At 47.5% G+C, this 13,897-nt stretch carries 12 protein-coding genes; 11 read left to right on the forward strand and 1 reads right to left on the reverse strand.

Translation table 11 applies throughout. From position 1 onward, the window contains the following. Nucleotides 1–4 precede the first annotated feature (4 nt). The 7 genes from lpxA to greA all read left to right on the forward strand — a co-directional run bounded on the left by lpxA (nt 5) and on the right by greA (nt 8,433). Nucleotides 5–799: an acyl-ACP--UDP-N-acetylglucosamine O-acyltransferase gene (gene lpxA / locus AC9UEO_RS06185; protein ID WP_509531078.1), complete on the forward strand. Its 795-nt coding sequence runs from the start codon at nt 5–7 to the stop codon at nt 797–799. Between the two features lie 17 nt (nt 800–816). Next, on the forward strand, nt 817–1,971 hold the full coding sequence (gene lpxB / locus AC9UEO_RS06190; protein WP_509531080.1) for a lipid-A-disaccharide synthase: 1,155 nt from the start codon (nt 817–819) through the stop codon (nt 1,969–1,971). After that, entirely contained in the window at nt 1,964–2,563 is a 600-nt protein-coding gene (gene rnhB, locus AC9UEO_RS06195) for a ribonuclease HII (protein ID WP_509531082.1), read from the forward strand. Before lpxB ends, rnhB begins: the two co-directional genes overlap by 8 nt. 6 nt (nt 2,564–2,569) lie before the next feature. Continuing rightward, nucleotides 2,570–3,367 (forward strand): TrmH family RNA methyltransferase, encoded by a 798-nt coding sequence (locus tag AC9UEO_RS06200; protein WP_509531084.1) that lies wholly within the window; start codon nt 2,570–2,572, stop codon nt 3,365–3,367. Between the two features lie 151 nt (nt 3,368–3,518). After that, entirely contained in the window at nt 3,519–4,691 is a 1,173-nt protein-coding gene (gene carA, locus AC9UEO_RS06205) for a glutamine-hydrolyzing carbamoyl-phosphate synthase small subunit (RefSeq protein ID WP_509531086.1), read from the forward strand. After that, entirely contained in the window at nt 4,684–7,938 is a 3,255-nt protein-coding gene (carB, locus tag AC9UEO_RS06210; RefSeq protein ID WP_509531088.1) for a carbamoyl-phosphate synthase large subunit, read from the forward strand. The genes carA and carB overlap by 8 nt, the downstream gene beginning before the upstream one ends. 18 nt (nt 7,939–7,956) lie before the next feature. Further along, nucleotides 7,957–8,433 (forward strand): transcription elongation factor GreA, encoded by a 477-nt coding sequence (greA, locus tag AC9UEO_RS06215; RefSeq protein ID WP_509531090.1) that lies wholly within the window; start codon nt 7,957–7,959, stop codon nt 8,431–8,433. A gap of 9 nt (nt 8,434–8,442) precedes the next feature. On the opposite strand, the gene AC9UEO_RS06220 is transcribed toward greA, so the two are convergent. After that, entirely contained in the window at nt 8,443–8,916 is a 474-nt protein-coding gene (locus AC9UEO_RS06220) for a YhbY family RNA-binding protein (RefSeq protein WP_509531267.1), read from the reverse strand. Nucleotides 8,917–8,951: 35 nt separating this feature from the next. Here AC9UEO_RS06220 and AC9UEO_RS06225 point away from each other — a divergent pair, with 35 nt between their 5' ends. From AC9UEO_RS06225 to glmM, 4 genes are all read left to right on the forward strand, one after another. Continuing rightward, a complete protein-coding gene (locus AC9UEO_RS06225; protein ID WP_509531092.1) occupies nt 8,952–9,605 on the forward strand; it encodes an RlmE family RNA methyltransferase in 654 nt (217 codons plus the stop codon). Between the two features lie 133 nt (nt 9,606–9,738). Continuing rightward, the gene (ftsH, locus tag AC9UEO_RS06230) at nt 9,739–11,652 is read left to right on the forward strand and encodes an ATP-dependent zinc metalloprotease FtsH (protein ID WP_509531094.1); all 1,914 of its coding nucleotides are present in this window, start codon (nt 9,739–9,741) and stop codon (nt 11,650–11,652) included. Nucleotides 11,653–11,678: 26 nt separating this feature from the next. After that, nucleotides 11,679–12,539, forward strand: coding sequence for a dihydropteroate synthase (gene folP / locus AC9UEO_RS06235; protein WP_509531096.1), 861 nt, complete (start codon nt 11,679–11,681; stop codon nt 12,537–12,539). 21 nt (nt 12,540–12,560) lie between these two features. Further along, nucleotides 12,561–13,895, forward strand: coding sequence for a phosphoglucosamine mutase (gene glmM, locus AC9UEO_RS06240; RefSeq protein WP_509531098.1), 1,335 nt, complete (start codon nt 12,561–12,563; stop codon nt 13,893–13,895). The last annotated feature ends 2 nt before the right edge of the window (nt 13,896–13,897 follow it).

Below are 13,897 nucleotides of genomic sequence, written 5' to 3' on the forward strand. Positions count from 1 at the left end.
TCTGATGGCTGATATTCACCCATTAGCGTTGGTTGATCCCTCTGCGGAATTAGACAATTCCGTCAGTGTCGGCCCTTTCACCACCATCGGACCTCATGTGAAAGTTGCATCGGGTACGCGAATTGGTTCGCACTGTGTCATCGAGGGAAGAACAAGCATTGGTCGAGATAACCAAATCTTTCAATTTAATTCTTTAGGCGCCATACCTCAGGATAAAAAATATGCTGGCGAGCCGTGTGAATTGATCATTGGGGACCGCAATGTCATTCGAGAGTTTTGTACTTTCAATATTGGCACGGCGGGTGACCAAGGCGTGACCACTATAGGCAACGACAACTGGATCATGGCCTATGTTCACTTGGCCCACGACTGTCAAATTGGCAACAACACCATTTTTGCTAACAACACCCAACTGGCTGGCCATGTGCATGTGGGGGATTGGGTTATTTTGGGTGGCTTCACCGTAGTACACCAATTTTGCAAATTGGGGGCCCACAGTTTTACCGCCATGAATTCATTGTTATTCGCAGATCTTCCGCCCTTTGTCATGTGTCAAGGTCAGCCTGCACAAGCGCGGTCTATGAATTTTGAAGGTTTGAAGCGACGTGGGTTTTCACATGAGCAGATTCAAACAGTTAAGGCAATTTACAAAGTTCTTTATCGAGATGGTTTGACCCTAGAGAAATCCATTCAAGCGATAGATTCCCTAGGACTTGCCCAACCAAATGGTAAAGACGTTACTGCATTGATGTCCGAGTTTTTAAGCTCTGTTTCGCCCCAGCGCGGCATCATTCGCTGATTTTTTACAATAACACCATGCCCAGCAATCTGAAACCTTGCATAGCCATGGTGGCGGGTGAAGCTTCTGGCGATTTATTAGCCTCCTTGGTCATCCCCGGTCTCCAATCACATTGGGCAGGCATTTCCTTGCAAGGCATTGGTGGCCCCAAAATGAAGGCATTGGGTTTTGATGCTTGGTGGCCACAAGAAAAATTAGCCGTACGCGGGTATGTTGAAGTATTGCGGCACTACAGAGAAATTACTGGCATTAGAAAATCTCTCCTGCATCGGTTGCTTGAAACCCCGCCGGATTTGTTTGTAGGGGTTGATGCCCCAGATTTCAATTTGGATCTGGCTTTTGCATTAAAGCGTCGCGGTATTTTTACCATGCAGTTCGTTTGTCCATCCGTTTGGGCATGGCGTGCTGAGCGCTTAGCCAAGATTCGCGAGAGTGTGGATCATGTCTTGTGTCTTTTTCCTTTTGAGCCACCTTTGCTTCAAAGACATGGCATTGCTGCGACCTATGTCGGTCATCCTTTGGCCAGCAGCATACCTCTGTCTGCCAATACTGCAATCGCTCGACAATCTGTAGGTGTGTCACCCCATCAAAAATTGATTGCATTGCTCCCGGGCAGTCGCACATCAGAGATAGAGCATATGACCCCCCGGTTTTTTGCCGCCGCAAGACTGCTTGAGCAGCAATACCCAGATGTCAGTTTCGTACTGCCCGTTGCTCCTGGACAGATGCAGCTTGTGAAGTCTTTGAGATTTAAATATTCATCCCCTCAGAATTTGATTTTGCTTTCAGGGCAAAGCCACACCGCACTTGCGGCAGCTGATGCGGCCATGGTCGCCAGTGGAACCGCCACACTGGAAGCAGCCCTTTTTAAGTGCCCCATGGTCATTGCCTATCACATGCCGTGGCTTAGCTGGCAAATCATGCGTAGAAAGAGGCTTCAAGAATGGGTGGGCTTGCCAAATATTTTGTGTCAAGACTTCATTGTTCCTGAGCTATTACAAGACCAAGCAACGCCTTGCGCATTGGCCAAGGAGGTATCTATCTGGCTGGAAAACCCCAATCTTGTTGAGAAAATGAAAATACGTTTTACCGATTTACATAAGCAATTAACGCAAGATACTTCTGGGTTGGTCACCGATGCGGTAGAAAAGATGATGGCGTCTCATGCTTAAGCAAAAATCTCTTGACTGGGATCTGCCAGGATTGGTAGCCGGTGTAGATGAAGCCGGTCGAGGTCCGCTTGCAGGTCCCGTATTCGCTGCAGCAGTCATTTTGGATGATCTTTCGCCTATATCTGGCTTGGCTGATTCAAAAAAATTGACCCCTAAGAAAAGAGAACAGCTCTACGACATCATCAAAGCGAGAGCATTGTGTTTTTGCATAGCTTCTGCAAGTGTTCAAGAAATTGACCAACTCAATATATTGCAAGCTACTTTGTTAGCCATGCAAAGAGCGGTTAGGGGCTTGCGACTCAAGCCAGCAAAGGTTCTTGTGGATGGCAATCGTTTACCTTTGCTCGATATTCGGGCCGAGGCAATTGTCAAAGGGGACGCAACGGTAGCAAGTATTTCTGCAGCATCCATTCTTGCCAAAGTAGAGCGAGATCGTTGGTGCATAGAAGTAGATGCTCAATTTCCCAGTTATGGGTTCTTGGCTAACAAGGGCTATGGCACGCAAGTGCATTTACGTGCATTGAATGAATACGGTCCTTGTGACTTACACCGTCGAAGCTTTGCGCCGGTTGCCAAGCTTTTGGGGAAATGACAGGCTATGAATTCTCAGCACGTTATTGAAAAAATTACCTCCAGGCAGAATGCTTGGTATAAGGAGTTGCGTGAGTGGTCGCAATCTACTGGAGTTCATAAAGATAAACAACTCGTTTGGCTCGAGGGTGACCATTTATGTGATGCTGCAAAGTTAAAAGGATTGAATTTTCAAACACTGGTTTTCAGAGACGATTGCCCTCCCGCGTTGATTGAAAGTTGGTCTAAACAAGCAAATAAATTGGTACAAATTCCAGCTTATTTAATGGAGGGACTCAGCAGCCTTAATTCGGCTCCCTTGATGGCCGCCGTTATCTTTTTGCCACTCAAGTCTTTATTCAATCCACAGTTGTCTACGGTAGTTTTTGACCAGTTGCAGGACCCAGGTAACGCAGGATCTATTTTGCGAAGTGCTGCTGCATTTGGATTCAAACAAATTGTCACCACACCCAATACAGTGGGACTTTGGACCCATAAAGTGGTTCGCTCAGCCATGGGTGCCCATTTTGAACTTGGAATTATTGAGGGTCTTGAGGCAAAGGAAATCCAAGCATCAGCTCTTACCATCATGCTGACCAGTTCTCACCATGGTAACTTTTTAGACGAAGTAGTAGCCTCACATCAATTACCTTCGCCTTTGGCATGGATTTTTGGTCACGAAGGCAGAGGGCATAGCCCTCAATGGGCAGAATTTAATTTCCAAACCGTTCGGATACGACAGTCAGGCGGGCAAGAATCATTGAATGTTGCTGCTGCTGCTGCAATCTGCCTACATGCCAGCTCTATTCAAGCCATCAAGACATAGCGCATCTGAAATGAATATGTCTCACGGCTATAATGAGTTACTTTACACCTAACCCGCACGCCCTTCGCTCGACAAAAAGCCAACCCCTTGAATCACGACATTGAGAGTTGTCTCTCGTGCAGCTAGGGCGTCAACAAACTCGGAGATCTGAGTGCTTTTGTCTCTTCAGGGAAAACTTACTCCCGCTATTTTGGCGCTCGCAGACGGCACTGTCTTTGTAGGTACTTCCATCGGCCATTCTGGAACCTGTGTAGGCGAAATGGTCTTCAATACCTCAATGACGGGTTATCAGGAAATCTTGACCGACCCAAGCTATTGCCAACAAATTGTGACTTTGACCTATCCCCATATTGGCAACTATGGGGCTAATCCTGAAGATGATGAATCGACACAAGTGCATACTGCAGGACTTGTGATTAAAAACTTACCGCTCACGCACTCAAATTTCAGAGCTGATTCCAATCTGTCTTCTTACTTGAAGAAACACCATTGTGTAGCTATCGCAGATATTGATACGCGAATGCTGACAAGACTTTTGCGAGAAAAGGGTTCTCAAAATGGAGCTATTTTTGCTTTGGCCGAGGGTGCTTCTGTCGGGCCTGAATCCATTAAAAAAGCTATTGACGCTGCCAAAGGAGCGCCGTCCATGTCTGGTCTGGATTTGGCGCAGACAGTTTCAGTTAAAAACTCCTACGAATGGAGTCAGTCTGAATGGGTCTTAGGAAAGGGCTATGGTCAGCAAACCCAGCCCCAATTTCACGTCGTCGCCTATGATTTCGGCGTCAAGCGAAACATTCTTCGCATGTTGGCTGAAAGAGGTTGCAGGGTTACTGTGGTTCCTGCTCAAACCTCAGCTGAAGAGGCTTTAAAGCTCAAACCTCATGGCGTCTTTTTGTCCAATGGCCCAGGTGACCCCGGTCCTTGCGACTACGCCATCTCTGCCACACAAACATTTTTGCAAACAGGAATGCCCCTTTTTGGTATTTGTTTAGGCCATCAAATTTTAGCCCTAGCCTGTGGTGCATCAACTTACAAAATGAAATTTGGACACCACGGCGCCAACCATCCTGTCAAGGATTTAGACAATGGTCGCGTTTGCATCACAAGCCAGAACCATGGTTTTGCGGTAGACGAAAAAACACTTCCCTCCCATATTCGTAGCACCCACATCAGTCTGTTTGATGGCAGTTTGCAAGGTTTGGCGTTGAAGGATAAACCGGCATTCAGTTTCCAAGGGCATCCAGAGGCTTCGCCTGGGCCGCACGACATTGGGTATTTATTTGATCGTTTTATTGATTCCATGATGGTGCCTACCCATGCCTAAGCGCACAGATTTAAAAAGTATTCTCATCATTGGTGCCGGCCCCATAGTGATTGGTCAAGCTTGTGAATTTGATTATTCAGGAGTGCAGGCTTGTAAGGCTTTACGGGAGGAGGGGTTTAAGGTTATTTTGATCAACAGTAACCCAGCTACCATCATGACCGATCCTGCAACTGCAGATGTGACTTATATTGAGCCCATCACCTGGCCAACAGTTGAGAGAATTATTGCTAAGGAAAGACCTGATGCCATTCTGCCCACCATGGGGGGGCAAACTGCTCTCAACTGCGCTTTAGATTTATGGCGCAACGGCATCCTCGAGAAATATACGGGACTCCATACAGGAAAAGCTATCGAATTGATTGGTGCTACTCCTCATGCAATTGATAAGGCAGAAGACAGATTAAAGTTCAAAGACGCCATGACCAAAATTGGTTTGGGTTCTGCCAAATCTGGTATCGCGCACACTTTAGAAGAAGCTTGGAGCGTTCAAAAAACTTTAGGTTTCCCAGTTGTTATTCGCCCAAGTTTTACCTTGGGTGGTACTGGTGGCGGTATCGCCTATAACGCTGAAGAATTTGAAACGATTTGCAAGCGCGGCATTGAAGCCTCGCCCACCAGTGAATTGTTGATTGAAGAGTCTTTGCTAGGCTGGAAAGAATATGAAATGGAAGTTGTTCGCGACAAAGCCGACAACTGCATCATTGTTTGTTCCATTGAAAACCTAGACCCCATGGGCGTGCATACAGGCGACTCGATCACTGTGGCCCCTGCCCAAACTTTGACTGACAAGGAATATCAAATCATGCGAAACGCCAGCTTGGCTGTTTTGCGCGAAATTGGTGTTGATACTGGTGGTTCCAATGTTCAGTTCTCGATCAATCCTGTAGATGGTCGCATGGTCGTGATTGAGATGAACCCACGAGTATCGAGGTCATCCGCATTGGCATCCAAAGCCACTGGATTTCCAATCGCCAAGGTGGCGGCAAAATTGGCTGTTGGCTTTACCTTAGATGAGTTGCGAAATGACATCACAGCAGGCGCCACGCCGGCCAGTTTCGAGCCCAGTATTGATTATGTGGTAACAAAAATACCGCGGTTTGCGTTTGAAAAATTTCCTACCGCTGACAGTCGACTAACCACCCAAATGAAGTCGGTGGGTGAAGTCATGGCCATGGGCAGAACTTTTCAAGAATCTTTCCAAAAGGCTTTGCGCGGATTGGAAGTGGGTGTTGATGGGATGAATGAAAAAACCCAAGACAGGGAGACCCTTGAAAAAGAGCTCGGCGAACCAGGTCCAGAGAGAATTTGGTATGTGGGTGACGCTTTTGCCCAAGGAATGACAGTTGATGAAGTCTATGCTTTAACAAAAATAGACAAATGGTTTTTGGTTCAAATTGAAGAGATTGTCAAGATTGAGCTCGAACTTGAAATGCATTCCTTGGCTGAGCTTTCCAAAGATGAAATTAAGCTGTTGAAGCAAAAAGGGTTTTCTGACCGCCGCTTGGCAAAGTTGTTGAAAACCAATGAAAACGATGTTCGTTCTTTTAGACATGCGTGTGGAGTACGGCCTGTTTATAAAAGGGTCGATACATGTGCGGCTGAATTTTCAACGAACACTGCCTACATGTACTCCACCTATGAAGAGGAGTGTGAGGCGGCCCCATCAGGCAATAAAAAAATCATGGTTTTAGGCGGCGGGCCAAATCGCATTGGCCAAGGGATTGAATTTGACTATTGCTGTGTTCATGCTGCATTGGCCATGAGAGAAGATGGTTATGAAACCATCATGGTCAATTGCAACCCTGAAACGGTTTCTACTGACTACGACACCAGTGATCGTCTTTATTTTGAGCCTCTGACCTTGGAAGACGTTCTTGAAATCGTAGACAAAGAAAAACCATTTGGAGTAATCGTTCAGTATGGTGGTCAAACCCCGCTGAAGTTGGCATTGGATCTTGAGGCGGCTGGCGTCCCTATCATTGGTACCAGTCCTGACATGATAGATGCTGCTGAGGATCGTGAGCGTTTCCAAAAACTGCTGCATCAATTAGGTCTTCGTCAGCCCCCGAATACGACAGCCAGAACAGAAGAAGAAGCACTTTTACAAGCGGCGCAACTGGGCTATCCATTGGTGGTGCGTCCAAGCTATGTTTTGGGTGGACGCGCCATGGAAATTGTTCACGAGCAACGTGACCTTGAGCGTTATATGCGTGAAGCCGTCAAGGTGAGCCACGATTCACCCGTTTTACTGGATCGTTTTTTGAACGATGCCATTGAATGCGACGTCGATGCTATCTGTGATGGCAAGCAAGTTTTTATTGGTGGCGTGATGGAGCATATTGAGCAAGCAGGTGTTCATAGCGGGGACTCTGCCTGCTCCTTGCCTCCGTATTCGCTTTCGTCCAGCACGATAGATGAAATTAAAAGGCAAACAACTGCCATGGCTCATGGTCTCAAAGTTGTTGGGCTGATGAACGTTCAATTTGCTATTCAGCATAAAGACGGTGTGGATGTGATTTATGTTCTGGAGGTTAATCCCAGAGCAAGCCGAACCGTCCCTTTTGTCAGTAAGGCAACTGGTATTCAACTGGCAAAAGTGGCTGCGCGTTGTATGGTGGGTAAATCTTTACAAGCTCAAGGGATTGGTAAAGAAGTCATCCCGCCTTATTTCAGCGTTAAGGAAGCTGTGTTCCCCTTCGTTAAATTCCCAGGAGTTGATACGATTTTGGGTCCTGAGATGAAATCGACGGGTGAAGTCATGGGTGTTGGTAAAACCTTTGGCGAAGCTTTTGTCAAGAGCCAACTAGGGGCAGGAACAAAATTGCCTCGACCTACCGACCTTGTCCGCAAGGTATTTTTGACTGTCAAGAACAGCGATAAAGACCGCGCTGTACTGATTGCAAAAGCGCTTATCGACTATGGCTTTGAGTTGGTGGCTACCAAGGGTACTGCAGCCGCTATCAGCGCTGCAGGCCTAAGCGTGGTGGCCGTGAATAAGGTGACTGAAGGGCGTCCCCATGTTGTTGATATGCTCAAAAATAATGAGATTGCCTTGGTCATCAATACAGTTGAAGAGCGTCGCAACGCCATCGCAGATTCACGCCAAATCCGCATTTCCTCACTTCTAGCGCGGGTAACCACTTTCACGACGATCGCAGGTGCTCAAGCGGCTGTAGAGGGAATGAAGTACCTTGATAATTTAGATGTCTACTCTCTTCAGGAATTGCACGCCCAATTGGTGGCGTGATTTTTATTTGGATACTCCATGGCAACAATACCTATCACCAAACGCGGCGCAGAAAAGCTCAAGCAAGAGTTACACACACTCAAAACTGTTGATCGCCCTTGGGTGATAAACGCCATTGCTGAGGCTAGGGCACAAGGTGATTTGAGTGAAAACGCTGAATATGACGCGGCCAAAGACAGACAAGGGTTTATTGAAGGGCGGATTCAAGAGATTGAAAGCAAACTCTCGGTAGCCCAAATCATCGACCCTTCTGCAGTTGATGCTGGCGGACGCGTTGTTTTTGGTGCAACTGTTGAACTTGAAGAAGAGACATCTGGCGATGTGGTCACTTACCAAATCGTGGGTGAGGATGAGGCTGATTTAAAGCTTGGCCTCATCAATATAAGCAGTCCCATTGCCAGAGCCCTCATTGGTAAAGAGGAGGGTGATATTGCCAAAGTGGAAGCCCCAGGTGGGGTCAAAGGCTATGAAATCGTCAAGGTGTCTTACCTTTGACATGACCATCTAACTCTGAGCGCTTTTTTTGACGGACTTTATTTTTGGTTTGGAGCGTTTGATTTGCCCACCCGCTGTCAGTCTTTCGTTGCCTAAAACAGTGACTCGCTTCATTTCTGGTCGTTGACCACCTCGCTTGCTGTATTTCAGTACTTTGAATTCCCGAGGTCCTGCTTGGCGTTCTTCTTTGACAGGTTTTTCTTTTTCAGTTTGTGGTCGCCAAAGCACCAACAACTTCCCAATATGTTGAATGGGAGCAGCATTGAGTTGATCGGCAAGCGCTTGGAAAATGACTTCTCTTGACTGCCTGTCGTCGCCAAGAACTCTGATTTTGATTAGCCCGTGTGAGCTTAAGGCAAGGTCTGTTTCTCTGACGACAGCAGAGGTCAGGCCATCGTTGCCAATCATCACAACAGGGTCTAGGTGATGTGCTAGAGCGCGATGCGTTTTTCTTTGTACTGGGGTGAGTTTTATAGAGGCCATAACAGGTATTATCTTCTCACCACAAGGAAGCATGTTTGAAAGTCAAAACGCAAAGCAAGAAAGTCAATAAATCATGGTTGAACGACCATGTGAATGACCCCTATGTCAAGCTTGCTCAAAAAGAAGGCTATCGTGCCAGGGCCGCTTACAAACTCAAAGAGATCAACGAGACTCTTAACCTTATTCGCCCTGGTATGGTTGTTGTCGACCTTGGTAGTGCGCCTGGGGCCTGGAGTCAATACACTCGTCGTTGCATGGCACCACAGGGTGCTGCGGTGGGTGAATTGGATGGAACCGTCATCGCACTGGATATATTGCCTATGGCAAGCGTAGAGGGCGTTCATTTTATTCAGGGCGATTTTCGCGAAGCAGAAGTTACGGCCCAACTCGTCGAATGCCTTGCTGGACGCAGTGTTGATGCTGTTATTTCTGACATGGCTCCCAATTTATCTGGCATTGAGTCTGCTGATGCTGCCCGAATGGCGCATTTGGTAGAGTTGGCAGTGGAGTTTGCGGTTGAACATCTGAGCCCCCAAGGTGCATTGGTGGTGAAGGTTTTTCATGGAAGCGGGTATTCTCAGTTGGTTAAGCTGTTCAAAGAGACTTTTGAGGTGGTCAAGCCCATAAAGCCAAAGGCCAGTAGAAGCAATTCTTCTGAGAACTTTATAGTTGGAATTGGCTTGAAGTGATGTTTTAAATCAAAAACCGCACCGTTTATGTGGCACAAAGCACGCAAAAGAATCTTTTCAGCTTGAAATGCCTAAAATAGCCTCAAGTTATTTTAAATATCCCCCTTTATTTTTGCTTTGACTGGAGTCTGCATTGAACAACCCTTGGTTTTCTAAAGTGGCCGTTTGGTTAGTGATTGCCTTGGTACTTTTTACAGTTTTCAAGCAATTTGACAACCGTGGCGCTGCTGGCAATGGCTACTTAGCCTATTCCGATTTTTTGGAAGAAGTTCGAGCAAAGCGTATCAAGTCGGCAACCATTCAGGAGGGGCAGGGTGGAACCGAAATCATCGCGACGACTACCGATGACCGCAAGGTTCGCACAAACGCCACTTACCTTGATCGCGGCTTGGTCGGCGACTTGATCGCCAACAATGTCAAGTTCGATGTCAAACCACGCGAAGAAGGCTCCTTGCTTATGACCTTACTGGTCAGTTGGGGGCCTATGCTGCTGCTCATTGGTGTATGGGTATATTTCATGCGCCAAATGCAAGGTGGTGGCAAGGGCGGTGCTTTCAGCTTTGGCAAAAGCAAGGCGCGCATGCTCGACGAGAACAACAACACCGTGACTTTTGCTGATGTGGCGGGTTGCGATGAGGCCAAAGAAGAAGTCAAAGAGGTGGTCGATTTCTTGAAAGACCCACAAAAATTCCAAAAGCTCGGTGGGCGTATTCCCCGCGGTTTGTTGCTGGTTGGCCCCCCTGGAACGGGTAAGACCTTGTTGGCTAAGGGCATTGCGGGTGAGGCCAAAGTACCTTTCTTCAGCATTTCAGGTTCCGACTTTGTAGAGATGTTTGTTGGCGTGGGTGCGGCCCGCGTGCGCGACATGTTCGAAAACGCCAAGAAAAACGCACCTTGCATCATCTTCATCGATGAAATTGACGCTGTGGGTCGCCAGCGTGGTGCAGGTTTGGGCGGTGGCAATGACGAGCGCGAGCAAACCTTGAACCAAATGCTGGTTGAGATGGACGGCTTTGAAACCAATTTGGGTGTGATCGTGGTGGCTGCCACCAACCGTCCCGATATCTTGGATGCCGCCTTGCTGCGCCCAGGTCGTTTTGACCGCCAGGTGTATGTAACCCTGCCCGATATTCGTGGAAGGGAGCAAATTCTCAATGTGCACATGCGTAAGATTCCTGTGGGTCAAGATGTATCTCCTAGCGTCATTGCACGTGGAACCCCTGGCATGAGTGGTGCAGATTTAGCCAATCTGACCAACGAGGCTGCCTTGATGGCTGCTCGCCGCAATGCGCGAGTGGTCGAAATGCAAGATTTCGAAAAAGCCAAAGACAAAATCTTGATGGGCCCTGAGCGCAGAAGCATGGTTATGCCTGAAGAAGAGCGACGAAATACGGCCTACCATGAGTCAGGACACGCTTTGATTGGCAAGCTTTTGCCTAAGTGCGATCCAGTTCATAAAGTTACTGTTATTCCTCGTGGAAGAGCCCTCGGTGTCACTATGAGCCTTCCCGAGGCAGACCGATACAGCTATGACCGCACCTATATGTTGAGTCAAATCAGCATGTTGTTCGGTGGACGTATTGCTGAAGAGGTCTTTATGAACCAAATGACCACTGGGGCCTCAAATGACTTTGAAAGAGCGACCCAAATTGCCCGAGACATGGTCATGCGCTATGGTATGACCGAGGCACTAGGCCCTATGGTTTATGCTGAAAACGAAGGTGAAGTATTTTTAGGTCGATCAGTTACTAAAACGACCAATATGAGTGAGTCCACCATGCAAAAGGTTGACGCAGAAGTTCGCAGAATCATTGATGAACAATACTCACTTGCTCGTCGTTTGATTGAAGATAACTCAGACAAGATGCACGCCATGGCCAAAGCCTTGCTTGAATGGGAAACCATAGACAGCGATCAGCTCGACGACATCATGGCAGGTCGTCCTCCTCGCCCTCCCAAGGACTGGACGCCCCGTACGCCATCTTCTGGCGATGGAAGCGGTGGAACTCCTGCCGTTCAACCTAACCCTTCGCCTACAGCTGCCTAATGGCTGTGAGTGAATCAAAAATTAACATGGGGCTTCGGCCCCATGTTGCTTTGTGGCGAACCACTCGATTTGAGTTGGATGTAACCCAACCTCTTGTGATGGGCATTGTCAATGTCACGCCGGATTCTTTCTCGGATGGGGGGCACTATTCAAACAGCGTTGCAGCTATTTCCCATGCAGAAAGATTGGTCGAAGAGGGGGCTCATATTTTGGATATTGGTGGTGAGTCCACTCGGCCAGGTGCAAAATCTTTGAACGCTGATGAAGAATGGGAACGCATTGGACCCGTGTTAAAGCAGGTGATCAAATGGGACATTCCTGTATCGGTGGACAGCTACCACCCGCAAACAATGGAAAAAGCTTTGCATTTAGGGGTAGATATCGTTAATGATGTTTGGGCTTTTCGTCAAACAGGTGCTTTGCAGGCCGTGGCCTCAAGCCGATGTGGACTTTGTGTGATGCATATGCATGGCGAACCTGCAACGATGCAACTGCATCCAATGACCGGCAGCGTGATGGATACGTTGAGTGTTTTTTTCCAAAGGCAACTGGCCTTGCTAGAAGAAGCTGGCATTGATCAAAGCCGTATTGTGTTTGACCCAGGAATTGGGTTTGGTAAATCTGTGGCTCAGAATTTTGAAATTTTGCGTCAGCAGTCTTTATTGCTTGATTTCGCACGACCCATCATGGTGGGTTGGTCGAATAAATCTTCACTAGGGGCAGTCAGTGGTCTACCAGTAGACCAAAGGTTGGTGCCAAGTGCAGTGGCAGCTGTACTTGCGGTAGAGCGAGGGGCAAGAATTTTGAGGGTGCATTCGGTCGCTCAGACGGTTGCAGCTTTGTCTGTTTGGAAAGCAGTTGCAGGTATTTGCGACAATATTGACTAACTTACAAAATTTTATTTCCCAATGAAAAGACTCTACTTTGGTACCGATGGCATACGTGGAACAGTAGGTCAATTCCCAATCACGCCTGACTTTATGCTTCGCTTGGCGCATGCTGTAGGGCAAGTTTTAAAGCGAAGCGATACTCGCCCACTAGTTTTGATTGGAAAGGACACCAGGATATCTGGCTATATGCTGGAGTCAGCACTCGAGGCTGGCTTTAACTCCGCTGGTGTGGATGTCGTATTGCTTGGGCCCATTCCGACTCCTGCCGTTGCTTACCTTACTCGAGCACTCAGAGCATCTTTAGGGGTGGTTATCAGCGCTTCTCATAATCCTTTTGGTGACAACGGGGTAAAGTTTTTTTCTGCTGCCGGTACTAAGTTGGATGATGCGTGGGAGTCGGCTGTAGAGGAGGCTTTATCTCAAGAGCCTCAATGGGTGGAGTCGATTCATTTGGGCAAGACCAAGCGACTCGATGACGCCGCAGGACGCTATATTGAATTTTGTAAAAGTACTTTCGATAACCAATTAACCCTAAAAGGCAAGAAAATCGTAGTGGATGCTGCCCATGGCGCAGCCTATTTGGTAGCGCCTAAAGTATTTACGGAACTGGGTGCTGAAGTTATAACGCTGGGTTGCACACCCAATGGTGTCAATATCAATCACGAAGTGGGTGCGACCCACCCAGAAGCATTGGTTGAGGCGGTCATCGCCCATCATGCAGACTTTGGTATTGCGCTAGATGGCGACGCTGATAGGTTGCAATGGGTGGACAGCAAAGGTCGTCTTTATAACGGCGACCAACTTTTGTATGTGCTGGTTTTGGATCGGATCACCCAAGGCGAAGCAGTGTCAGGTGTTGTCGGTACTTTGATGACGAATTACGCTATTGAGGAAGGTTTGAGAAAGTTAAATGTTCATTTCTCCCGTTCCAAGGTCGGCGATAGATATGTTTTAGAAGAACTTACTTCGCAAGGATGGACACTTGGAGGAGAGGGTTCTGGTCATTTGCTTATGTTGGACAAGCATTCAACGGGGGATGGCTTGATCAGCGCTTTGCAAGTATTGCAGGCATGTTTAAGAATGCAATCGACCCTTGATAAATTGTTACAGGCTGTGCCTTTGTTCCCGCAGTGTTTATTAAATATTTCAATACCAACTGATCTAGATTGGCGGACCCATGCAGAGCTTCAGTCCAGGATAGTCAGCGTTGAAAAGGAGTTAGGACTCGATGGCAGGGTATTAATTCGTGAAAGCGGAACTGAGCCGCTTTTGCGCATCATGGTAGAAGCTAAAGAAGAAGAACTTTCAACGAAATACGCTTCCTATTTAGCGAATTCTTTGTCACAATTTTAAAA

This window comes from Limnohabitans sp. (assembly GCF_040401495.1).
Lineage (GTDB): Bacteria > Pseudomonadota > Gammaproteobacteria > Burkholderiales > Burkholderiaceae_C > Limnohabitans.